Here is a 23907-nt window from a genome sequence, read left to right on the forward strand (position 1 = left end):
TAATCGTTGACCTTGTGTATAGATAGTCTTACCTCCAGCATTTCCGTTCTCTTATCATAATGGAGAACGGCTACATAACGCCGGAAATGACGAGTATTAGCCCGTGATGCATCCCCCGCTCTTTAAAAGCGGGGGCAGAGACCCATATTAATACTCCTTTAACTCCTTACCCCCATTCTCCAAACAAATGGTTTATGACGCCTTCCACTCAAGCAGCCATCGAGAAAAATGTACAAGCTTACCCACCAGTATTCTTTCCAGCCATAGCAAAAGGGAGAACCAAATTTGGTTCTCCCTTTGATAATGTTTTGCATCTAGACGCTCTCTGATGCTGCTTTAGCAGTCTGCACTGCATAATACTTATTTGCCATTTCGACGGCATCACCAGCTTCAATGTACCCCCATAAATCATTAAGTGTTGGATGGGAAGTCGCCATTAATATGCTTTTCACATCATTAGGACTTAAATCCGGATTAGCTTCCAGCAATAAGGCAATTACACCTGCACAAATGGGGGTTGCCATGGATGTACCGGATAGTTGAATATAGTTGTTTTCGACAATCAGCTCTGGTAATTGGCTCTCTATCGCTGATCCTGGAGCCAAAAGCGAGATAATATTAGAACCTGGTGCATAGATATCCGGTTTCACCAGGGAGTCAATGGTTGGTCCCCGGCTTGAATAGTCAGCAATAATATCATCACTTCGCTCTAGTGTATCCTGATCATCTGCAGAACCAACCGTTATAATGAATGGATCAATGGCCGGTGTACTGATTGTCGATGCACTTGGACCACTGTTGCCGGCTGCTGCACATACGACTATACCTGAATGCCAAGCCTCTTGGGCAGCCAGTGATAAAGGATCATCCCGGAAAGATTCATAGGCTGGTGCACCAAGGGATAGTGAAATGATGCGAATATTATGTTCATCCTTATGGGTCATGCACCATTCTATTCCTTCGATTATTGTTGATAACCTGCCGCTTCCTTGATCATCGAGTACCTTTATTCCGATTATCGAAGCATCTGGTGCTGGGCCATGATACCTCCCATTTGAAAGATAACCGTTTCCAGCAGCATCCCCTGCACAATGGGTTCCATGTCCATTATCATCATATGGCTCCTCAAGATCCTTTACAAAATCCTTAAAAGCTATAATTCTGTTTGATGGTTTTATCAGATCCTCATGGGGATGGACTCCCGTGTCGATTACAGCTATCGTTACGTCTTTACCGGTTAAATTATATTGGTTCTGGACATTAACTGCTCCGATTTGTTCACTGGCAATGTCCAGATATGCGGATACAATCCGATCATAAAAGATTCGATCCACCGCATCGTGATCCTTAATTTGTTTAATCTTTTCAGGTGTTAGATGGCCCTTTACACCATTAATGCTATGCAGTTCTTTATCTAATTTATTATGGGTGTCAAAGTTGCAGGCTTTAAGGAGGTCGTCTTTTTTGTTCTTGTCACAGTTTCTTTTCAAATAAACGATAATAGGGATTTCAGTTCCGCTGTTTTCTTCGGGGTCGATTTTACGGTTATTCCACAATTGCTCTACTAATCCAGGGTCCAGCTTTCGATCGCTTTCTTCAAACCATATTCGTTTCCTGTCACTCATTTTACTCCTCCTTTTTGTAATAAGGCGCTTTTTTCATAAGCATTGTTGTTTATCAATCTTATTAGAAAAACAGCCCTTAATAAAAAATCCTACAGCTCAAGGTTATCAGTGGCTATACAAGAAAACAATCGGACAACTTGACTATTTTTGGAAAATTCACATTAAATTTTACTAGTTTTGCCTGGATTTCCGCTCTCTAGTTCTGAATGGTAAATAGATTCACATGGCAATTTTTAGTTTATGTATCATAACAACGCATGCTTTCAATACAAAGACAACATAAAACAGAAAATCCTTAGCCCATTTTACATGAACGAAGTATTTCTCATGAACCGGTTTTACCGGAAAAAGCACATAAAAAAAAGCCTGCCTTGGCAGCCTTAGCTAATTACTTTATAACTATCTATCTGTTCTTTAGCTCTGCTCATGACACATTCAAGTACCTGAGAAAGTCTGTCATTCAACGTTTGGGCATTCTGTTCCAAGCCATGGATGTTTATCTCCACATCATTTACCTGCGATTCAAGCTGATCCATTAACTGATCCATTTGATAACTATTTTCCTGTATATCCTTTAAATCGTCCAGTAGCAATGTGATGGCTTCCAGCAGTTCATCAATAGTTTCTTGGGTCAACACGTCCCCTCCTATACTAACATGATAGTTTACACGTGCATCATTTCACAAGTGTAAATAGTACGAAATTAAAATGGACATATAGGACTAAATATCTGATTTTTTCAAAGATAAGACGTATTAAAAAAGGAAAATCGTCTACCCGGCCCAGAATAGACGATAACCTCTTTCGACAATTAACCTATTTCGATTCCTCAATCATACGATTCAGATTTTCAGCTGTTTCGGTAATCGTCAACGTCGAATGTTCAATACCGTGGATTGCCTGTCCAACTATTTGCAGGTCATCCTGAATGTTTTCATTGCTTGTTTTTGTTTTTTCCATCGTTCCGTTAATTTCCCGGAAAACAACCTCCGTATTAGCCATCTGCTCTTTAACATCTGTTAAGAATTCCTGAACCTTTTCCAAGGAGGAAGAGCTATTGAATATCTGCTCATTTGTTTGATTTACTAGATTGGTTACATTTGTTACCGAGTCACCAGTCTGTTCCGCCAGCTTCCGTACTTCCTCGGCAACTACTGCAAAACCGCGGCCATGTTCGCCTGCCCTTGCAGCTTCAATAGAAGCGTTTAAGGCTAATAGATTCGTTTGGTCTGCAATCGATTTCACCATACCTACAATCTCTTTTATCTCTGTGGACATACTTTCCAAACGGGACATATCATCATTTACTTTTGTCGTACTTAACTGCATATTATCCAATGTACGATTCATGCCATCGAGTTGCGTTTTTCCCTGCTCTGCAGCCTTATTGGCAACCTCGGCAAGATCGATTCCTTTTTGGGAATTCATTGTAATGGTATCCATTTGTGCAATCATCTCTTCTATGGAAGCGTTGGTATCTTCCGCTAATCTTGCCAATTCTACAGAAGTTTGTTCCAATGAATGAATAATGGTAACTTTTCCTTCTGTTTCCTGTTTTCTCAGTTTGGCAACATTTTCATCATATGCCTCCAGTACAATCTGCTGTTCCAAATTCAATAATTTATTAACAACCTTAACTGCCTGTACAAAATCTTCCGGTTTAGAGAAATTCTTCTCGATAATATCAACAAGGCCGTCAAATATTTTTTGGAAGGATGCGATATACCATTTTTGCGTTAAACCGATCTTTACATGAACATGAGCAATTATTTTTCTTCTTTCGATGAAAGCCTCGTTCATCTCGCCAGAGAACATTTCAACGACATGCTTTTTTAAGGTCTTTTTCAAGCTCTCTACGGAACTATGCTTTTCAATAATGGCAATCAAATCAGAATTGAATTCCAAGTTTTTATAAAACCCATCAATGATAGGTGCACTGTTTGCTTCCACAAAAGGCTTTAAAACCTGGGCAATTGCTAAATCCTGCATGGTCAAATCAAGCATTTTCAACTGTTTGTCCAGCTCCGATTCCGGATCAATCTGAACGCTCGGTTTCATCTGGTCACTCAATTCACGCAAGGTGACTCCATTTTTTTGTTTTTTATTGTAAACAATTCTATTCCCCCATAAATAATCACATATGCTATTATTATCGGTATTTTCCAGGAATTGTTTAACATTTTCCAGGACTAAAAAGACAAGCATGATCCTTCTGCAGGAATTGTAAAACCACAGCAAAACCGCTCCCCATAATGAGAAGCGGTCAGGCTCCCTGTTATATCTTTTCTCCTAAAATCTTTCCTGCAAGTGCATACAATACCGCATACGTAACAAAGTGGGAAGAGTTATCATTTGTATCCTGCTGCGGGTAGACTTCTACATAGTCTATTCCCCGAATCCCAAGCCTTGCAAATTCATGGATAAGTTCCAGTAATTCATAGGATGTAACGCCATTTCCGTCAACAGGACCACCCGGATTGAAGGCAAAATCAAGTACATCACTGCAAATACTTAAATAAACTGCCTCTGTTCCTTCGCTTGCAATCGAATAGGCCTTACTGGCAAGCTCAGTCAGATTCGTTCCGGCCCTTCTGATTTCTCTGACCGAAATGGTTGTCGCTCCGACCTCTTCTGCATATTTACCAGTCTCCGGCTGATTTCGCGGACCGTGAATTCCCATATGCACAATGCTTTCATTCCGCACACTTTCACTTTCATATATGCGGTGAAATGGTGTACTTCGTGCATAAAGGTCACCCTCATAGTCAGGATGATTATCATAATGGGCATCCAAATGAATAATCCCAACTTTGCCTTGAATTTCTTCGCTTAATGCCTTTACAATCGGATAGGTAATTCCATGATCACCGCCAAAGGCCACTGGAAACTTCCCAGTCTTCCAAACGCCCAATGCAAATTTTTCGATGCGGTCCATGGTTTCCGGAGTATCCGCCGGGACAACATCCACATCACCCAAATCACCAATCGTATAATGACTTAACACGTCCAAATGATCTAGTTCAGGCAAATATCCGGAATATCGAGCTGCGTTTAAGCGGATAACCTTCGGACCAAGCTCACAACCAGTATAGTCTCCCCAGGTAACAGACCCTTCCCAAGGCACTCCATAGACTAGTACGTCTCTGTCGTTATAGTTGCCATCCTTTAGGCTGACCTTCTTCCCTCCTAAATAGCAAGGTGTATTCCCATAAATTTTTTCTTCCATTCATAATCGCTCCCAACTATTTAACTCCAGTAACTTTATCGTATTCTTCAAGCATTTCTGCTGTTGGACCATTGCCAATGTAACTAAATCCTATAATAGCGATACTGGATAAAATAAATCCCGGAACCATCTCATATAGCTCTGAACCGGTCAATGGCCAAAGGAATATCGTTATCCCTCCTAGAACAATACCCGCCAGCACACCATTTCGAGTTGTCTTTCTCCAGAAGATTGAAAACAAGATTGCAGGACCAAATGTTGCGCCAAACCCGGCCCATGCATAAGATACAAGATCCAACACAGAACTGTTCTCATTCCAGGCAAGCATTAATGCAACAAGAGCTATGACCAGCACAGAAATTCTTCCAACCCATACGAGCTCTGTATCTCCTGCATTCTTCCTTAAATATCGCCGGTAAAAATCCTCCGAAAGTGCACTCGATGATACAAGCAACTGGGAGTCTACGGTACTCATGATGGCAGCTAATACTGCTGCAAGCAAAAACCCTGCTACCCAAGGATTATAGACTACCTGAACAAGCTGAATAAAAACCTGTTCCGGGTCTGCCAGCGGTTGGTCAAATGTCAGAATTCCGAGCATCCCGACAATTAAAGCCCCGTAAAGCGGAATGACCAGACCCAAAGAAACACTGATCAGGCGAGCCTTCCGAACTTCTTTATGTGATTTAATCGCCATAAAGCGGGCCAGAATATGCGGCTGGCCGAAATAACCCAATCCCCATGCAAGTGCAGAGATAATTCCGATTGCACCAATAGAACCCGCCGATTCCCAGTAAACTCCATCTGCCTCATTATAGGAAGTAGCAGCAAAGCCATCTATTAAACTTGTACTGATGGAACCAAGCTGATTAAACAGTTCCCCAAATCCGCCAATTTGAATCAGGCCATAAATTGAAGTAAAAATTAATGCTGCAGACATTAAAACACCCTGTATGAAATCTGTATAGCTTACTGCCAAAAATCCTCCCAAAAACGTATATGCTACGATGATAATTGCACCTGCGACCAATGCCAGGTGGTAGTTTATCTCGAAAGTTCCCTGAAATAATTTTGCCCCTGCCACAAGTCCTGACGCTGTATAAAAGAGGAAAAAAGTCAAAATAAATAATGCAGATATAACCCTTAACAAATGGGAATGATCCCTAAAACGGTTCTCGAAAAACTGCGGGAGTGTAATCGAGTCATTTGTATACTCGGTATAGATTCTCAACCGCTTTGCAACATATTGCCAGTTAACCATCGCACCGACTGCCAAACCAATTGCAATCCATAAACTCCATTGGCCCAGGCCGGCAGCATAGGCAGCACCCGGCAGACCTATTAACAGCCATCCGCTAAAATCACTTGCTGATGCAGAGAAGGCTGTCACCCAGCTATTCAATTTCCGGCCTCCGAGAACATAATCAGATAGCGTATTTGTCATTTGATATGTAATAATTCCGATAGCTATCATTACTACTAAATAAACTGCGAATGTTATGAACGTGGGATTCATGCATCATCACTCTCCTTTTCTGTTAAGAAAGTAATTACTGCCCAAACCACCAAAAGCGGCATCGGTACTGCAAACCAAAAAAGTGTCCAGCCATCTACAATGAACCCCTCCATCAAATTCCTCCCGTTTTATTATTTGACTCTTCTCATGTTTATGAACTTCGCAATTGATGAAAACTGCGACACAACAGCAACGGCCGATTTCCGCTCCGGGCAGTCGCTTTCCGCGGGCAACGCTTCAGCTTCCTCGGAAGAAACCCACTTCCTGCAGGATCTTCAGCTGTTGATTTTCCCGCCAGACCTCCTTGGCTTCTAACAACCATCTGAAATTATTTATGACGTTATTCTATAAAGAAGGCAGTCAGTAAATACGATAACTGCTTCGGCCGATTTCCGCTCCAGGCAGTCGCTTTCCGCGGGCACCGCTTCAGCTTCCTCAGAAGCAAACCCGGCTTCTTGCGGGATCTTCAGCTGCTGCTTTTCCCGCTGGAGTCGACTACCCTGCGCTCCAATCAATCAGCTTAACAATTGAATATCAGTAAATCGATTCAGGATTCAGAAGCCAAATCATAGCGGAGGAAATACACGAAGACTCCTGCGGGAAAGCGAAGACGCTAAGACCCCACAGGGAGCGAACTTTGCGAGCGAGGAGGCTTAGCGCGAGCCCGCGGAAAGCGCAGTGTATTTCCGGAGCGGCAATTACCACACCATAATTTCAATAAACAATTGACAGAGCAGCATAGAATTTTTGTCTTTAGAAAATGCGATTCGCTAACGCTTCGAAGTATGCTTCCTCTGTGCAAGGGAACAAGGAAGCAATCGCAAGTAGTACCCTGGCTTAGCGCGAGCCCGCGGAAAGCGTAGTGTATTTCCGGAGTGGAGATAAGCTCATCATCAAGTTAGCTTGTAGTTTATATAAAACCAACAATCCTATAGAGAAAAGCCTGCCATTCAAAAACCATCCTTTCTTTCCTAATACCCAGGTTCCGCAATCATCAAACCCGAATATTTCATTTTGTTTAAATATTCAGCTTATTGTACAACATATGATATTCGTTTCCATATTATCACTAATATCATTTCTTCTAGTGAAGCTGTTATGTCAGCCACTATTGCTTTATACCCAGTCCATTTATGCTAGAAATATAAAATTATATTTCACAATTTAGTTAGTTAGAGTGATAGACAATTTTAATAGAGTCCTATACTTTTATAGTAAAGAAGAAATTATTTCCAGGGGGAATTATCAGAATTCTGAGAATAAACAAAAAGGAGGAGAGCCATGCAATTTCGTTTAATAGTTGTTTTGATTGCCAGCATCATTTTTTTCGCAATAATAAGTTCAACAAGTACGACTGTAATGGCAAAAAAAGAATCGCAACCTAAATTTTCATGGGGGCATCCAGGTCCAACTTCACCAGTATTGCACCCCGGATCTGCGAAAGGGGCTGGCATGTACAATGAACCATTAACGAAAATTGACCCGTTAATGGAATCCATGATTGAAGATGGCGCATTTCCAGGAGCTGTTACTTTCGTTGCTCGCAAAGGGCATATTGTTCAGCACGAGGCATACGGGAATGCCTATCTCTACGAAGATGACCAGGGCAGCATAACCGATGAACCAATCAGGATGAGGGAAGATACGATATTTGATCTTGCCTCCATTAGTAAGATTTTCACTTCAACAGCAGCTATGATTCTATATGAACAGGGTCTTTTCGAGCTTGATGATCCTGTTGCAGATTACATTCCGGAATTCGCCGAAAATGGAAAAGGGAATGTAACCATTAAACAACTTATGACCCACACATCAGGATTTACCTCATGGATACCGCTTTATACCATTGGAGAAAATCGCGAAGACAGACTCCAATATGTATTTCAGTACCCTCTTGACAACTCACCAGGATCTACATACACATACAGTGATTTAAATATGATCACATTGGGAGCTTTGGTTGAACGGCTATCCGGACAACGGCTTGATGAATTTGTCTATAACAATATTACCAAACCACTAAAAATGAAAGATACAATGTACAACCCGCCAGAATCAATTAAGCACCGGATTGCCGCAACTGAATATCAGCCTTCAACAAACAGAGGTCTTGTCTGGGGCGAGGTGCATGATGAGGGGGCGTGGTCCCTTGATGGAGTTGCAGGTCATGCCGGTGTATTCTCTACGGCAAAGGACCTTGGAAAGCTCGCACATCTGTTTATTAACGAAGGGCGTTATGGCGGCAAACAAATTCTAAAACCGGAAACCGTGAAATTATTGGTAGAAAATCAGATTCCCGACTTCCCCGGAAATGACCATGGCTTAGGATGGGAGCTTTCACAGGCATGGTATATGGATGGTCTCTCTGGTGCTGATTCGATTGGGCACACAGGTTATACCGGAACATCCCTTGTCGTGAATTTGGAGAATGATACCATCGCCATACTGCTAACCAATCGTGTCCATCCCTCCCGTGAAACTGTATCGACGAATGGAGCCAGAAGACAGCTGGCAAGACTTGTTGCCAGCGCAATCCCTGTAGCTATTCCAAATGGAGAGCATGCTTGGTATGCCGGGTATGGTGATAATTTAGAAGACCGGACATTAACATTGGAAGTCGACTTAAAACAAGATGCGACATTCTCCTTTCACACTTGGTACCGCATTGAAAGTTACTGGGACTTCGGATTTCTGGAGGTATCAAGTGATGGAGAAAGATGGAATACTGTAAAGGAGACTTATTCCGGAAGCAGCGGGGACTGGCTGCATGAGCAAGTCACTATTCCCAAAGAAATCACACACATCCGCTTCCGGTACGATACCGATACTGCCGGAAATGAACGAGGCTGGTATGTTACTGATTTGAAACTAAAAGATGAAGCAAACAAGCTAATTCCCTATGACATACAAAGTGAAGGATGGGTTGAACGTAACGACTAACCAAATTAGAGGAGGAAAATAATGAGATTTTTTCGCAGAGCACCATTCATCATAGCAGCCATTATCACGCTACTGATTAGTCCCTTCAGTTTCTTGGGAGGGACCACAGCAACAGCAGCAAGCAGCTTAAAGGATTTAATCATCCTGCAGAATATGCCCGAAGCAAAAATAGAAGTGAAAGACAATCAAATAGAACTGACAGCCATGACTACTTATAATGACGGGCATTTCAAGACAGTTTCAGAAGGACTTGCATGGCGTTCGAAAAACAAAAATGTAGCAACTGTCGATGAGAATGGGGTCGTTACTTTTACCGGACAAAACGGACGATCCTTCATAACCGTATCTGACGGAACTTCGATGGACCGGATTGCTGTTCACCATAAACCTTCAGGAGAAACTGTTATTAAAGAAACAGGCAAGCGCTACAACGTGATAGAGAATGCCATTGCCGGTATGACAATCAATGAAAAAATCGGGCAGATGCTCATGCCTGATTTCCGAAATTGGGACGGAGAAAATGTAACTGAAATGCTGCCCGAAATCGAGCAGCTTGTTAAAGATTATCATCTTGGCGGTGTTATCTTATTCGCAGAAAATGTTGTTGCAACCGAACAGACAGCTCGATTGGTCGCTGATTATCAAGAAGCAAGTGAAAAATATGGACTGTTAATGACAATCGACCAGGAAGGCGGAATCGTCACCCGGTTGCAATCAGGGACACATATGCCCGGCAATATGGCACTTGGTGCAGCTCGTTCACCTGAAACTGCACAGGATGTCGGACAAGTCATTGGGGAAGAATTAAATGCTTTGGGGATTAATATGAATCTTGCTCCAGTATTGGATGTCAATAATAACCCTGATAACCCGGTCATTGGGGTACGTTCATTCGGTGAATCGCCAGAACTTGTAGCAGACATTGGAACGGCCTATATTCAAGGATTGCAAAGCACTGGGGTGGCAGCGACCGCAAAACATTTCCCTGGACATGGCGATACAGCCGTTGATTCCCACCTTGGACTGCCCGAAGTCGGTCATGATAAGGAACGCTTACTTGCCGTAGAACTCTACCCTTTCCAGCAGGCGATGCAAGAGGAAATTGATGCCATTATGACTGCCCACGTCACATTTCCGAAAATCGATGATACAAAGGTTATCTCCAAAAAAGACGGGACTGAGATTTCTTTACCAGCCACGCTCTCGCACAAAGTACTGACCGGATTAATGCGTGAGGAAATGGGTTTTGACGGCGTCATTATAACAGATGCATTGAATATGGGTGCAATTGCGGATCATTTTGGTACAGTAGAGGCCGCTATCCGTTCCGTAAAAGCTGGTACCGATATCGTATTAATGCCAGTGGGTCTTGAAGAGGTTGCAGATGGTCTGCTTGAAGCTGTCGAAACTGGTGAGATTACAGAAGAACGCATCGAACAATCCGTCAGACGGATCCTTACGCTGAAAGTCGAACGCGGGATTATCAAATCCGAAAATCCTCAATCAATCGAAGATATAATTGCTAATGCAGAATCGGTTGTCGGTTCAGAGGCACATAAACAAGTAGAGAAAGAAGCCGCCAGCCAGTCCATCACCCTTGTTAAAAACAACCAGGTCCTGCCATTTGATTATCATGGCGATGAAAAAATTGTTGTTATCGGCAACACATATATTGATAGTCTGTACGAGTCGGTTCGGGAATACCATTCCAATACAGAGCTTATGGCAGCATCAGGACCACTTGATGATGACCAGCTAGCTCAGCTTGAGGATGCAAACGCAGTAGTCGTCGGATCATACACCTACAATGTAAGCGGCCGATCTCCTGACAGCGCACAAATGCAATTGATCAATCAGCTTATTGAACATGTCGAAGCTCCTGTAGTCGGTATTGGCATCCGTAATCCTTACGATGTTATGGCATTTCCTGAAATAGACGCATACCTGGCTCAATACGGTTTTAGACCAGCCAGTTTCCAAGCCACTGCAGCAAGTCTTTTCGGCGAAAACAATCCAACCGGTCTCTTGCCAGTGACGATTCCTGGTCAAAACGGTGATGTATTATTTGAATACGGTTTTGGACTATCTTACTAAAAGAAGGAGTGTTAAACAATGAAAAAAACGATTGGAATGCTACTGACAGTAATTCTGGTTCTCAGCTCCTTATCTGCGGTTTTCGCAGATAAGGGAGGCCACCACCCCGGTAAAGGAAAAGGCAAACAAGAGGAATTGGAGCTTGGTGTTGATGTACTGCTCGGTGAACAGAAAGATTTAATCGAGGGAAAACGTGTTGGATTGATTACAAACCCAACCGGAGTGGACCAGGAGCTAAATAGTATTGTTGATTTATTGCATCATGACCCTGATATCAATCTCACCACCCTCTATGGTCCAGAGCATGGTGTTCGCGGTGATGCACAGGCTGGAGAATATGTGGAATTCTATGTTGACGAGACAACCGGGCTGCCTGTCTATAGTCTCTACGGACAGACAAGAAAGCCGACACCGGAAATGCTTGAAAATGTGGACGTTCTAATTTTTGATATTCAGGATGTAGGAACACGCTTTTATACCTACATTTATACGATGGCATATGCAATGGAAGCAGCAAAGGAAAACGGAAAGGAATTTATTGTTTTGGATCGCCCTAACCCATTAGGTGGCCATAAAGTAGAAGGTCCTGTTTTGGAAACCGAATATGCATCCTTTATTGGCAACTATCCGATTCCATTGCGCCATGGCATGACAGTAGGAGAATTAGCGAAACTTTTCAACGAAGAATTTGATATCGGTGCAGATCTGACCGTTGTTGAAATGGATGGCTGGAAACGTGATATGTATTATGATGATACAGAGTTGACGTTTGTTCTGCCATCTCCAAACATGCCAACATTTGACACGGCACTTGCCTATCCAGGCGCTGCATTGATTGAAGGAACGAATCTATCAGAAGGTCGCGGAACGACAAAACCATTTGAAATGATTGGCGCTCCCTTTGTGAACAGTACGGAGTTTGCAGCAGAATTAAATAACTTGGAATTGCCAGGCGTCAGATTTCGGGCAGCCTCCTTTACGCCCTCTATCTCGAAACACGCTGGAACCTTGAGCCATGGGGTACAGATTCATATCACGAACAAGAAATCTTTTAAACCAGTTGAAACAGGCTTGCATATAGTAAAAACACTGCACGATATGTATCCGGAAGACTTTGAATTCCGCGCAGAAAGCAGTGACGGTATCTCGTTCTTTGATAATCTGATTGGAAATGGCTGGATTCGTGAAGCAATCGAAAATGGAGATTCCATTAAATCAATGGAAAAGAAATGGAAAAAAGAATTAAAGGAATTTAACAAGATTCGTAAGGAATACCTGATTTACTAACCTTATAAAGAAAGTGCAGCAGACCGTTTTAAATGTAATGTATCCTAAAAGACAGCGTCCCAATCGCTCGTTACAGTAATTGGGATGCTGTCTTAAATTCTATCTTTAAAAAAGATATTTCTACTCAGTAAAAAAACAATTTTTTAATGGTTACAATCTTTCAGCACCATTCCACAATCGTGTTCTATCCTTTTATGGCCCCTTCCGTCATCCCCTGTGAGATTCTCCTCTGGAAGATCGCATACAGAATAATCACCGGAAGAATGGCGATAACCAGGCTTGCGAACAGCGTTCCCCATGCATTCGTATACTGGGCTTCACTGCTTATAAAATCAATAGCTAAGGCGAGCGTGTAATTCTCACTCGACTGAAGAAAGATTAGAGCCATGAAATATTCGTTCCAGAACTGAATAGCATTCATAATCGTTACCGTTATAATCCCCGACATGCTTAATGGGGCAACTATCTTCCAAAGCACACCATATGGGGAAAGCCCATCGATTGCTGCTGCTTCTTCCAGCGACCTTGGTATTGTACTCATAAAGCTTGTCAAAACAAAGATGGTAAACGGCAGCTGACTGGCTGCATAGACAAGCGACAATCCATAGATATTATCCAATAAATTTAAATCCGATAATAGGAAGAATAAAGGAATCCAGCCTAATACCATCGGAATCATCATTGCTGATACATATAAAGTGAACAATAGCTTGCTTCCCCGAAAATTAATCCGCTCGATTGCATATGCAGTAGGGATGGAGAGCAGCAAGGTTACGATTGAACCAATCACCGTTACAATTAAACTATTGAAAACACTTGTATCAATACTATAATTTGTCCATGCATCCGCAAAATTTTGCCAATTGAAGGTTTCCGGGAAGCCCCATGGATTCCGGTAAATCTCTGCATTTGATTTAAATGAACCAAGGAACATCCAAAAGATTGGATATAGCACGGCTATTGTCCATAATATCAGAGGAATCCGTATTCCTGCCTTACCTAAAATCTGACCGATACTGCGCTTCACTTTTGTTCCTCCTCCACCTTTTCCTCTTTAATTGTTCTAGTATTCTATTTTGTCCCTGCGCAACATAAATTGTAAAATCAGGATAGTGATCAGTGAGAGTGCCAGTATCATAACCCCAATTGCTGCCCCATAGCCAAAGTTGAATTGCACGAACGCCTGCTGATAGAGATAGGACCCCATGACGTGTGTCGAATTATTTGGTCCGCCCGCTGTCATTACCTGTACAATAACAAAAGAGCCATTCAGTGTCGTCATGACGATGTAGAGAACAGAGATTTTCACTTGCGGCCAGACTAGCGGCAAGGTCACCTTCCAGAACTGCTGCCATTGATTTGCCCCATCCATTTCAGCCGCCTCATAATAGCTTTTTGACACATTCGCTATACCGCCCATAAGCATCAGCATAAATAAACCAATCCCAGCCCAGATCGATGGCAGAACCAAACTTGGCAATGCCCATGTTTCGCTTCCCAGCCATGGTCTGGCCCAATTTCCCAGTCCAATAAACTCCAATCCCGAATTAATCAGTCCCATACTCGGATTGTAAATAAATGTCCAAAGAATCCCGATTACGACAACTGACATTATATTGGGAAAGAAAAAACAACGCGGTAAAATGGCGCCTCTTTGATTTTCAGCTGTGTTAATGCCACCGCGAAAAACATCGCTAAAATCATGATGCCAATCACCTTGGTTACCACGAGGAAATAATCATGGATGATTGTATTGGGGATGATTGCATCACTAAACAGTTGTATGTAATTATCAAATCCAATAAATTCCTTGTTTTGCGCGGATCCCGACCAATCAAAAAATGAATAGTACAGACCGCTGAACAAAGGATATAATGTAAAAACAGCAAACATTAGGAATGTAGGGACCAAACAAATTGCCAGAAATATATATTTCTGTTTTTTAGACTGTACCATCCAATCACTCTTTCATCTAAAATAGATGTATGGAACATAAGGGCTTAACTATTGCCCTTTATGTTCCATACCATCTTTTTCACTTAATTACGATAGGCAGCTGCAGCTTTTTCCGCTTCCTCCACAAACTCTTCTGCTGTCATGTTTCCAAGCATCAAGGACATCAAGGCATTTCCGATTGGCGTTTCCAAATCAGCACTCATCGGGTGAGGCTTTTCATAGATTTGGACTTGCTCCGGATCGTTAATCATTGCATTTGCTTCCGTTAAGTAACTTGGTACATTCTCATTTTGTGTCAAGTCTACTTCTGTGATGTTCATAATAGCTCCAGTATGTTCAGAGAATGACATGGCATAATCTCTTGTGAAGGCAAATTCCACAAAAGCTTTTGCCGCCTCAGGATTCTCTGCATTTTCGGCAATTGCCAATGGTCGTAAATCCGGTACGATTGCAAATGGCTCACCAGCATCCTGCATAGGCGATGGGATAAAGCCAAAGTCAAAGCCTTCCGGGATATCATTTGCCATTTCATTCGGCAGCCAGAATCCTACTGGGATGAATGCATTATCATGCAGCAGGAAGTTCATTTGCGATTGCGTATGATTTAAAGCCCCTAAACCGGAATCAAACATTCCCTCCTGTTGCATTTTTTCAACCTTTTTCATTGTTTCCAACACAACATCACTGGTCCAGGCACCCTCTGCACCTGTAATCAGATCAGTCAGTAATTCATCTCCACCTGCTGCACCAAAGGCTGGGTAGAGCATTCCACGAAGGAAGTAATATGGATGCTGACCACTTGTTACAAGCGGATCGATTCCTTCTCCTTCTTTAATCTCTTCCATTGAACTCATAAAACTGTCAAAATCGGTTGGCACCTCATATCCTTTTTCTTCAAATAAAGCTCTGTCATACCATGTTCCCCATGTATCAAATACTAATGGGAGTGAATAAATATCACCATCATAGGTGGCCGGGTCTACGATAAAGCTTTCAACCAATTTATCTCCACCTTCGAGCTCAATTCCTTCCACCCATTCGGTAAGATTCATCAATTGTCCATCCTCGACCATTTGTGTTTCACTTGATCCTGCCCCATCAATGTATACGACATCAGGTGGATCATTTGAAACCCAGCGGGAGCGCATTTCTTCATTAATATTCGGTCCGGCATGCTCAATCACATTTACATCCGGATATGCCTCACTAAAATCTGCGATAACTTCTTTCCACCATGAATCACCATATCCACCAACAAAATATTGGATTTCAAGATCCCCAGACACTTCCCCCTCTGCACCGGTGCTTGGTGCTCCGCTTGTTTCTTCCGCATCATCTGAAGAACATGCCGCAGCAAGTGCTACCATTAATAAAACAGCTATGAGTAAAAAACGACGTCCTTTAAGTAACTTGTTCAACTTTTAAAACCCCCTTTTTATTTTTCATGCTATGTGAAACACATAAATTGCTTAGGCAATTCATGGAGTTCCCGAATCCCGCTATAGTAAGGAATCGATTGCATCCCTTACAAAACCGCTACTTTTTTCAAGAGCTTTCTTAGCCTCCTCCAAACTAACTCCCGCCTTGATCATGACAATTGCCGGTTTGACTTTATGATTTGTTTCATTCAAAACATTTTCTGCTATATCATAGGAAACATTGGTTATCTCCATAATATTCTGCTTTGCACGTTCCTTAAGTTTATAGTTGCTGGCATGTACATCAATCATCAGATTCTCATATACTTTTCCTAGCTTTATCATGGTTGCAGTACTAATCATATTTAAAATCATCTTATGGGATGTCGCTGCCTTCATCCTTGTTGAACCTGTCAGAACTTCTGGCCCTACGACAACTTCAATCCTGCAATCAGCAATCTCGCTAATCTTGGAATCCTTATTACATGTAAGCGATACGGTATACGCTCCAAGCTCTCGGGCATATTTCAACGCGCCTATTGGATAAGGTGTTCTTCCACTGGCTGTAATCCCAATGACGACATCCTTTTCTGATATTCCCCTTGCTTTCAGGTCTTCCCTGCCCTGTGCCTCGTCATCCTCAGTTCCTTCTGCAGCCTGGAAAAACGCAGCATTTCCTCCTGCCATTACCGTTTGCACCATCTCTTTGGAGGTCATAAAGGTTGGCGGACATTCAGATGCATCCACAACACCCAATCTGCCGCTTGTACCAGCTCCGACATAAAAGAGACGACCGCCTTGGCCAAGGGCCGAAGCTATTTGATCAACCGCCGTTTCCACCTGTGGCAAAACAGCTTTCACAGCACCCGCTACTTTTTTGTCTTCCTCATTAATAATGGTAAGTATTTCATATGTAGACGACCGATCAAGGTTCATACTATTCTGATTTCTCTTCTCAGTGGTAAGGTTCGTTAGTTCCATATGCATGCGGTTCTCCCTTATGATTAGATTTACAATCATCGCTAAAATATTAAAAACAATAATTTTCTTAATATTTATTATAGTTTCACTGAATTATTTTGTCAATAAACCTTTAGATTATAGTAATAATATTTCAGCGATGATATATAAATACAGATTTTTAACGTTCTAAGAATGAAATAGCTTCTCTCGTTTCGTCTAAATGCTGCACCGTCTCATTATATTGCACCGAAGCAAGGCACATAAACAATATATCAATAACCTGTAATTGGGCGATGCGCGAGGATGTTGCACCACTGCGAAGCATTGCTTCCTTTGCAGCAGATGTATGCAGCTGAATGTCAGAATGATTCGATACTGATGAATTTCCGTATTTGGTAATACTGATCGTTGTTGTATGTTTGCGCTTCGCCAATTTGAGCAGCTTGGCTACTTCTTCTGTTTCTCCTGAAAAAGAAATGCCCACTACGACATCGCCAGGACCCTTATTCGCAATAGAGGTGGCTGCCATATGTACGTCTGAAAAGGAGTATGCATTCTTATTTATCCGCAGAAATTTTTGCTCTGCATCCTTTGCGGCAATATAGGAAGCTCCCACGCCAATAAATATAATGGATGCTGCCTTCGCTAATTCCTGAACCGCCTGTTTCAGATTATTTTCGCTTAATATATCTGCAGTCTCTTTTAGCGTTTGTATCGTATTGGTTGTGACCTTGTCAATTATGTTCTTAAATCCTTCATTCGGTTCAATATCCCGGTATTCCGTTACAGATTGCTTCTGCAAATCCCCAGCAACCCGAATCTTTAATTCCTGAAATCCACTAAAGCCAAGTGATTTGCATAAACGGATAACTGCTGCACTGCTGGTCTTGCTTCTTTCACCAAGCATTAAAGCTGTTAAAAGTATGGATTCCTCTGGATTTTCCAAAATATATTCTGCTATCTTTCTTTCAGATGGCGGCAGGCTGTTAACCATTTCCTTCAGAATCACAAGGCCGCCCTTGGTATGTGACATTGTCTTCACCCTCTTCATTTATTGGATTGTTCGTATTATGTTGTTGATCTGTTCTTCCTCCAGATTCTCTCCGGACAATTGAAATGCTCCAATTAAAGAACCGCCGACCGGAGGCATTTTCGGCAAAACAATCGTCAGTTCCGCATGATTGCGCAACTTATCCTGCAGTTTTTCCAGTACTGCCCTCTCGCCGAAAACACCACCACATAAAACAATGGCCGCTTGTTCATTCGCAGCAAACAGTTTAATATATAATGTCTGTATACTCCAAACTATTTCCCTGACAGCAGCATCCACAATGGCCTGTGCCTGGGAATCACCTTGCAGATATGCTTTCATTACAATTCTTGACAATGCGGAAATTTCATTCTTGGGTGCTGGTGCTGCATATATTTTTTTGATTAAATCTTGGGGATCATCTACTGCAAATTGACCATACAGCATCTCCAATAAGATTGTTGCCGGGCCTCGTCCATCATATGCCTTTAACGCTGCTATAACCCCCTGTCTTCCTATATCATATCCACTGCCTTCATCCCCCAGCAGATAGCCCCAGCCGCCAACGCGATTCTGTTGTTGCCTGCTATTTATTCCATAGGTGATGGAACCCGTACCAGATATGTGGACAATCCCCGGCTTTCCATATGTACCCGAATATAAGGCATTCATTGTATCGGATTCCACACAAATCACTGCCTCCGACGGAAGGAACGATTTAATTATATCTTCAATACATTGCTTATTTTTTTCGTTACCTGCTCCGGCAATCCCCGCAAAGGTATAGGAAATCTGTGCCAAACTGCCCGGCAATTGGCTTTCTAATGCACTGAACAAATCCTTAAAGACAACCTTGAGCTGTTCTACTGTAGACGAATTCAGATTCGTCGCCCCAGCCTGACAACGTGCAGCAATTTCACCCTGGCGATTCATAATCGCGGCCTGCGTTTTCGTACCACCACCATCAATACCCAAAACGAACTCCACTTCACACCCTCCTTAACTTTTCCTATGCACTAACAATATATAACTTTATCTAATGCCTGTCACTTCCCAAATTTTTGACGGAGCAAGTTTGGCGCATGGGGGGCGGGGTGGCGCGGAATCATACTCCTGAAACGCGGAATTAACTTCCGAAACGCGGAATTATCCCCTAAACCGCGGAATTATCCCCTAAACCGTGGAATTAGCTCCCGAAACGCGGAATTAGCTCCCGAACCGCGGAATTATCCCACAAACCGCGGAATCACGCTCCCAAACCGCAGAATCACGCTCCCAATATCGCAGAATTACCTCCAAATATCAAAACAGGAATCGTGAGCATCAGCCCATGACTCCTGTAGCAATTTCATTCTATTTTACACGATATACTCTTGCTTCATAGGCCCGCAATCTATTCTCTTCCTCATCCTTATAGTTGCTGAGTACTAATTCTCTCTCCGTAATTGTTTCTGGAAGTTCAAATATTGCCGCTTCCTTAAATAGATTCACCATGATAACGTACTGCTCATCTTTTCCTGTTCGTGTATATGCATAGATTTGATCGTGGTCATCGAGAATCAGATCATAGTTCCCATAAATAAGAGCTTTTGAGGATTTGCGCAGCTCAATCAGCTTTTGGTAATAGTGATAAATGGAATCAGGATTCTGCATGTCATTTTCAACGTTAATCTCTCTGTAGTTGGAATTAACCTTTAGCCAGCTTTCTCCGGTGGTAAATCCTGCATTCTCCTCAGCGTTCCATTGCATGGGCGTTCTGGAATTATCACGGCCGGTCTGCCAGATGATTTCCATTATTTCCTGTTCGGGTACGCCTTCTCCTGTTAATTCGCAGTACAGGTTCTTTGCATCAACATCGTCATAATCATCAATGGATGGATATTGGACATTTGTCATGCCAATTTCCTGTCCCTGATAAATAAATGGCGTACCTTGCATGAGGAAATACATGGAAGCCAGTCCCTTAGCTGATTCAACTCGATACTGTCCACTGTCGCCCCAGGTCGAAAGGGATCTTGGCTGATCATGATTTTCCAGGAACAAGGCATTCCAGCCCTTTCCTTCAAGCCCTTTCTGCCACTTGCTGAGTGTTTCTTTCAAAGCATGGATATCGAGTCCCTTGTCCGTATTCTTTCCCCAGAGGTCGAGATGTTCAAATTGGAAAATCATATTAAATTTGCCATTTTTCTCGCCGACCCATTCATCTGCCTGTTCTAATTTAACACCATTCGCTTCGCCGACAGTCATGACATCATAATTGGCAAGGGTCTTCTGTTTGAACTCTTCCAGAAATTCCTGTATACCTTCCCGGTTCATGTGACCTTCAAACGAAGGAACAAATTTCTTTTTCTTCGGATTGGGCATATCCGGAAATCCAGCGACTTTCTTAATATGGGATATTGCATCGACACGGAAACCGTCTATTCCCTTTTCAAGCCACCAATTGACCATTTCATATAATGCCCCGCGCACCGCTGGATTTTCCCAGTTTAAATCAGGCTGTCTCTCCGAGAAAACATGCAGAAAATATTCCTTCGTTCTCTCGTCATATTTCCATGCGGAACCGCCAAAGATAGACGCCCAGTTATTCGGCTCCTTTCCGTCTTTTCCCGGATGCCAAATATAATAATCACGGTATGGGTTATCTTTGGCAGAACGGGATTCAATAAACCATGGATGTTCATCAGACGTATGATTGATTACCAGGTCCATAATCAGTTTCATGCCCCGGCCATGCACTTCAGTCAATAACTGATCGAAATCATCCATCGTACCGAATTCTTCCATAATATCCTGATAGTCACTGATATCATAACCATTATCATCGTTCGGTGACTTATAGACCGGGCTTATCCAGATGACATCAATTCCAAGCTCTTTTAAATAGTCCAGTTTTGATATGACCCCTTGGATATCACCAATCCCATCCCCATTCGAATCCTTAAAGCTGCGCGGATATACTTGATATGCAACCGCTTCTTTCCACCATTTTTGCTGCATGTTAAATCCTCCCTTCCTTCATTGAGCTGCATTAATTTATGAATTCCCAGTAGTTAATTTCAGATACAATCGATAAAATGCCGAAAATGAAATAAAGGCAAGTATTGACCATGAAAAGAATGGCATTAGAAACCAAACACGGCTGCTCATCAGAAAAATAATGCCACTGCCAATCATTACTGTGATGAATAATAAAGGACTGCCGATTGTAATCAACAGTGTGTTTTTTAAAATTGCCCGCAGACTCATATTATAATGGGCGATTACTGAGAAAAAATTTATGGTATAAACAAACAGAACGACCCCAATAATCACAAAGGCAAACATGAGAATGATATTTTTCTCACTAAAGTAATAGTAATCTACTGCCCAGACACCCCATACTGCCGTTAGGAATAATCCGCCAAGCAGACCTTTTTTATAATTTTCTCTATAATAAGTCCAATACGATATAATAAGTCCTGTCTTTTCTTTGGCCATCACCCAGTCCCTGACAGAAGCGAACATGGCAGCTGTTGCAGGGAAAAATAAAACCGGCAGCAACAGGATGAATAGCGGTAGCAATATGTACAGATAGCTTAACTGATCGGCAAAAAACATACTTGCTGCAATGAACAGAATAGGTAAGTTGAAAAAGAGCCATAGGAGATTGATTACCGAAAAACGCATCACCCACTCACTTACCATATACATACCATTTATAAATCCGGAATTTTTCAATGTTGTATCCTCCCAGGACGTAAAAGCTATATTCATTGTATGCCGAAACAGAGACCCCCTTCAAGTTTAATTAAAGAAGTAAAAAAACTTGAAAGGGGCTTTCTTATTTCCTTATGCCCACCACATGTCGGCAGGCCGCTCATCGATATTGACCGCCTTCAGATTCTTGACTGCTGCTTTAAAACCTTCATCAATCGACATGATCGGATCTTCATGTTCAATACTAATCACATAATCATATCCATATGTCCTCAGTGCACTTACAATATTGGACCACTCCTGTATGCTATGACCATATCCGACAGACCGGAAGCTCCATGCGCGGGACTGGACGGATGCATATGGCTGCATATCTGTCAGGCCATACATGTTGACATTGTCCTGATCAATATAGGTATCCTTCGCATGGAAATGATGGATTGCATTCTCTTTGCCCAAAATCTTGATTGCCGCCACAGGATCAATCCCCTGCCACCAGAGATGGCTCGGATCCAGATTGGCACCGATTGCATCATTGGTTGCTTCCCTCAGTTTCAGCAATGTATAAGGAGTATGCACCAGAAATCCTGCATGCAGTTCCAGGCCAACCTTTACACCGTGATCCTTCGCAAATTGACCCTGTTCCTTCCAGTATGGAATGAGCTTTTCTTCCCATTGCCATTTTAAAATATCGGAGTATTCCGTCGGCCATGGAGTGACTGGCCAGTTAGGATATTTGGAATCCTCATTTGACCCAGGTGTACCAGAGAATGTGTTCACTACTGGTACATCAAGTAATTCGGCGAGTTGTACAGTCTTTGTGAATGCATCATGAGAAGATTTCGCATGCTGCTTGTTTGGAGAAATTGGATTATCATGACAGCTGAATGCACTTATTGTCAAACCGCGCGACTCAACTTTATCCAGAAATTCTTTTCTTTTGTCTTCACTTGCGAGCAGCTCATCGACATTACAGTGTGCCGTTCCCGGATTGCCTCCAGTTCCAATCTCTACTGCCTTTAATCCTGCATCTTTTACATAATCAAGCATTTCTTCCAGTGGCTTTTCTGCAAATAAAACGGTAAATACGCCAAGTTTCATCGATATCCCTCACTTTAAGAAAATTTTATACTTGAAGCAGTCTCACTGCTGCTATAAATAGCTTCTATGATTTGGGTTACTTTTAACGTTTCTTGCGGCTTACATATTAATTCAGCCTCACCAAGGCAGCTTTCTACAAAATTCTGTGCCTGAAGGAGCCCAACCTGCGCTGAATCTTCTTCGATAGTTACTGCGTTGGTCATAAATGTGCCATATTTCGGCTGATGGATTTCTAAAGGAAATACATTCACTCCGCCATCAACGCCTGAGATACTGACATGGGTCGTATCTTCTTTGATATTTGCCGCCCATGAGCACTCAAAAATCATCGAACTTCCGTCTTCAAACCGGATATATGCCGATACATGGTCATCAACATCAAATGTTTCATGATTGAATGCTCCCCAATCATTCAGCTGATCCGGGGTCTTGCTCAATCGGTTGTAAGTCGATCCCATTACTTCTACAGGCTTTGGCCCATCGAGCAGCCATAGTGATAAATCAAGAAAGTGGCATCCCCAGTCGATCAGGCTGCCGCCGCCCTGGAGATCCTTATTCGTAAATACTCCCCAGCCCGGAACCTTCCGGCGGCGAAGTGCCTGCACTCTCGTGACAAGCGGATCACCGATATCTTCCATGGCCAGTTTGGCAACCCTGGAGGCCTCCATAAATCGATAATGATAAGCAATAGACAGTAGTTTCCCTGCCTTGTCGGAAGCCTCCAGCATTCGTTCACATTCCGCTACAGTGATTGCCATCGGCTTCTCGCAAAATACATGTACACCAGCTTCCAGGGCTGCAATGGATATTTCTGCATGGAACTTGTTTGGTGTACAGATGGTTACGGCATCAACAACTTTAAAAAGATCGTGGTAGTCACCATAAACTTGCGGGATATTGAATTTTGCTGCTGCTTCTTCTGCACGAGCCTGATTCAGATCCTGCACAGCAACAATCTCTACCTTTTCGGGCATACTGAGATATGCTGGAATATGCCGGCTTTGCGCAATTCCCCCAACACCAATGAACCCCATCCTTAATTTAGACATATT

The 23907-nt window shown here is 42.5% G+C and carries 18 protein-coding genes and 2 pseudogenes; 4 read left to right on the top strand and 16 right to left on the bottom strand.

Translation table 11 applies throughout. The features are described from left to right. Positions 1-314: 314 nt before the first annotated feature. The 6 genes and pseudogenes from OMHG_RS01550 to putP all read right to left on the bottom strand — a co-directional run bounded on the left by OMHG_RS01550 (position 315) and on the right by putP (position 6367). Positions 315-1625, bottom strand: a complete 1311-nt coding sequence (locus OMHG_RS01550) for a S8 family serine peptidase (RefSeq protein WP_010647704.1) — start codon at positions 1623-1625, stop codon at positions 315-317. Positions 1626-2005: 380 nt separating this feature from the next. Beyond that, positions 2006-2260 (bottom strand): hypothetical protein, encoded by a 255-nt coding sequence (locus OMHG_RS01555; protein ID WP_010647706.1) that lies wholly within the window; start codon positions 2258-2260, stop codon positions 2006-2008. Between the two features lie 181 nt (positions 2261-2441). After that, a complete protein-coding gene (locus OMHG_RS19505; protein ID WP_452444334.1) occupies positions 2442-3080 on the bottom strand; it encodes a methyl-accepting chemotaxis protein in 639 nt (212 codons plus the stop codon). Positions 3081-3215: 135 nt separating this feature from the next. After that, positions 3216-3830, bottom strand: a pseudogene (locus tag OMHG_RS19510) (protoglobin domain-containing protein); the annotation flags it as partial. A gap of 70 nt (positions 3831-3900) precedes the next feature. After that, positions 3901-4851, bottom strand: a complete 951-nt coding sequence (locus OMHG_RS01565; protein WP_010647711.1) for an agmatinase family protein — start codon at positions 4849-4851, stop codon at positions 3901-3903. 16 nt (positions 4852-4867) lie between these two features. Next, complete coding sequence (gene putP / locus OMHG_RS01570) at positions 4868-6367, bottom strand: sodium/proline symporter PutP (RefSeq protein ID WP_010647712.1); 1500 nt, start codon at positions 6365-6367, stop codon at positions 4868-4870. A 99-nt stretch (positions 6368-6466) separates the two neighbouring features. Here putP and OMHG_RS18170 point away from each other — a divergent pair, with 99 nt between their 5' ends. The 4 genes from OMHG_RS18170 to OMHG_RS01585 all read left to right on the top strand — a co-directional run bounded on the left by OMHG_RS18170 (position 6467) and on the right by OMHG_RS01585 (position 12688). After that, positions 6467-6682, top strand: a complete 216-nt coding sequence (locus OMHG_RS18170; RefSeq protein WP_154648212.1) for a hypothetical protein — start codon at positions 6467-6469, stop codon at positions 6680-6682. A 966-nt stretch (positions 6683-7648) separates the two neighbouring features. Beyond that, the gene (locus OMHG_RS01575; protein WP_010647715.1) at positions 7649-9307 is read left to right on the top strand and encodes a serine hydrolase domain-containing protein; all 1659 of its coding nucleotides are present in this window, start codon (positions 7649-7651) and stop codon (positions 9305-9307) included. A 21-nt stretch (positions 9308-9328) separates the two neighbouring features. Then, complete coding sequence (gene nagZ, locus OMHG_RS01580; RefSeq protein WP_010647717.1) at positions 9329-11401, top strand: beta-N-acetylhexosaminidase; 2073 nt, start codon at positions 9329-9331, stop codon at positions 11399-11401. An 18-nt stretch (positions 11402-11419) separates the two neighbouring features. Continuing rightward, positions 11420-12688, top strand: coding sequence for an exo-beta-N-acetylmuramidase NamZ family protein (locus tag OMHG_RS01585; RefSeq protein ID WP_010647720.1), 1269 nt, complete (start codon positions 11420-11422; stop codon positions 12686-12688). A gap of 184 nt (positions 12689-12872) precedes the next feature. Here OMHG_RS01585 and OMHG_RS01590 read toward each other — a convergent pair whose 3' ends face one another. The 10 genes and pseudogenes from OMHG_RS01590 to OMHG_RS01635 all read right to left on the bottom strand — a co-directional run bounded on the left by OMHG_RS01590 (position 12873) and on the right by OMHG_RS01635 (position 23904). Then, positions 12873-13715 (bottom strand): carbohydrate ABC transporter permease, encoded by an 843-nt coding sequence (locus OMHG_RS01590; RefSeq protein ID WP_010647722.1) that lies wholly within the window; start codon positions 13713-13715, stop codon positions 12873-12875. Between the two features lie 36 nt (positions 13716-13751). Beyond that, positions 13752-14644 (bottom strand): annotated as a pseudogene (locus OMHG_RS01595) (carbohydrate ABC transporter permease). 83 nt (positions 14645-14727) lie between these two features. Continuing rightward, positions 14728-16011 carry an ABC transporter substrate-binding protein gene (locus OMHG_RS01600; RefSeq protein ID WP_044476727.1) on the bottom strand — a complete coding sequence of 428 codons (1284 nt, stop codon included), beginning with the start codon at positions 16009-16011 and terminating at the stop codon, positions 14728-14730. Between the two features lie 132 nt (positions 16012-16143). Then, entirely contained in the window at positions 16144-17049 is a 906-nt protein-coding gene (murQ, locus tag OMHG_RS01605; protein ID WP_044476675.1) for an N-acetylmuramic acid 6-phosphate etherase, read from the bottom strand. A 154-nt stretch (positions 17050-17203) separates the two neighbouring features. Next, complete coding sequence (locus OMHG_RS01610; RefSeq protein WP_010647728.1) at positions 17204-18058, bottom strand: MurR/RpiR family transcriptional regulator; 855 nt, start codon at positions 18056-18058, stop codon at positions 17204-17206. An 18-nt stretch (positions 18059-18076) separates the two neighbouring features. Next, positions 18077-19042 carry an N-acetylglucosamine kinase gene (locus OMHG_RS01615; protein ID WP_010647730.1) on the bottom strand — a complete coding sequence of 322 codons (966 nt, stop codon included), beginning with the start codon at positions 19040-19042 and terminating at the stop codon, positions 18077-18079. Positions 19043-19408: 366 nt separating this feature from the next. Continuing rightward, entirely contained in the window at positions 19409-21055 is a 1647-nt protein-coding gene (locus OMHG_RS01620; RefSeq protein WP_010647732.1) for a glycoside hydrolase family 13 protein, read from the bottom strand. 36 nt (positions 21056-21091) lie between these two features. Continuing rightward, a complete protein-coding gene (locus tag OMHG_RS01625; protein ID WP_044476728.1) occupies positions 21092-21775 on the bottom strand; it encodes a YesL family protein in 684 nt (227 codons plus the stop codon). A gap of 111 nt (positions 21776-21886) precedes the next feature. Beyond that, positions 21887-22855 carry a sugar phosphate isomerase/epimerase family protein gene (locus OMHG_RS01630; RefSeq protein WP_010647734.1) on the bottom strand — a complete coding sequence of 323 codons (969 nt, stop codon included), beginning with the start codon at positions 22853-22855 and terminating at the stop codon, positions 21887-21889. Positions 22856-22869: 14 nt separating this feature from the next. Further along, a complete protein-coding gene (locus OMHG_RS01635; RefSeq protein WP_010647736.1) occupies positions 22870-23904 on the bottom strand; it encodes a Gfo/Idh/MocA family protein in 1035 nt (344 codons plus the stop codon). Between the last annotated feature and the right edge of the window lie 3 nt (positions 23905-23907).

It is taken from the genome of Oceanobacillus massiliensis str. N'diop, from assembly GCF_000285495.1.
GTDB lineage: Bacteria > Bacillota > Bacilli > Bacillales > Amphibacillaceae > Oceanobacillus > Oceanobacillus massiliensis.

What these genes read in the sequence shown, in the direction of transcription:
- OMHG_RS01565 (WP_010647711.1), bottom strand. Translation starts at nt 4,851, where the DNA reads ATGGAAGAAAAAATTTATGGGAATACACCTTGCTATTTAGGAGGGAAG.
- nagZ (WP_010647717.1), top strand. Translation starts at nt 9,329, where the DNA reads ATGAGATTTTTTCGCAGAGCACCATTCATCATAGCAGCCATTATCACG.
- OMHG_RS01630 (WP_010647734.1), bottom strand. Translation starts at nt 22,855, where the DNA reads ATGAAACTTGGCGTATTTACCGTTTTATTTGCAGAAAAGCCACTGGAA.
- OMHG_RS01550 (WP_010647704.1), bottom strand. Translation starts at nt 1,625, where the DNA reads ATGAGTGACAGGAAACGAATATGGTTTGAAGAAAGCGATCGAAAGCTG.
- OMHG_RS18170 (WP_154648212.1), top strand. Translation starts at nt 6,467, where the DNA reads ATGAACCCCTCCATCAAATTCCTCCCGTTTTATTATTTGACTCTTCTC.
- OMHG_RS01610 (WP_010647728.1), bottom strand. Translation starts at nt 18,058, where the DNA reads ATGTCACATACCAAGGGCGGCCTTGTGATTCTGAAGGAAATGGTTAAC.
- putP (WP_010647712.1), bottom strand. Translation starts at nt 6,367, where the DNA reads ATGAATCCCACGTTCATAACATTCGCAGTTTATTTAGTAGTAATGATA.
- OMHG_RS01575 (WP_010647715.1), top strand. Translation starts at nt 7,649, where the DNA reads ATGCAATTTCGTTTAATAGTTGTTTTGATTGCCAGCATCATTTTTTTC.
- OMHG_RS01600 (WP_044476727.1), bottom strand. Translation starts at nt 16,011, where the DNA reads ATGGTAGCACTTGCTGCGGCATGTTCTTCAGATGATGCGGAAGAAACA.
- OMHG_RS01635 (WP_010647736.1), bottom strand. Translation starts at nt 23,904, where the DNA reads ATGTCTAAATTAAGGATGGGGTTCATTGGTGTTGGGGGAATTGCGCAA.
- OMHG_RS19505 (WP_452444334.1), bottom strand. Translation starts at nt 3,080, where the DNA reads ATGATTGCACAAATGGATACCATTACAATGAATTCCCAAAAAGGAATC.
- OMHG_RS01620 (WP_010647732.1), bottom strand. Translation starts at nt 21,055, where the DNA reads ATGCAGCAAAAATGGTGGAAAGAAGCGGTTGCATATCAAGTATATCCG.
- OMHG_RS01585 (WP_010647720.1), top strand. Translation starts at nt 11,420, where the DNA reads ATGAAAAAAACGATTGGAATGCTACTGACAGTAATTCTGGTTCTCAGC.
- murQ (WP_044476675.1), bottom strand. Translation starts at nt 17,049, where the DNA reads ATGCATATGGAACTAACGAACCTTACCACTGAGAAGAGAAATCAGAAT.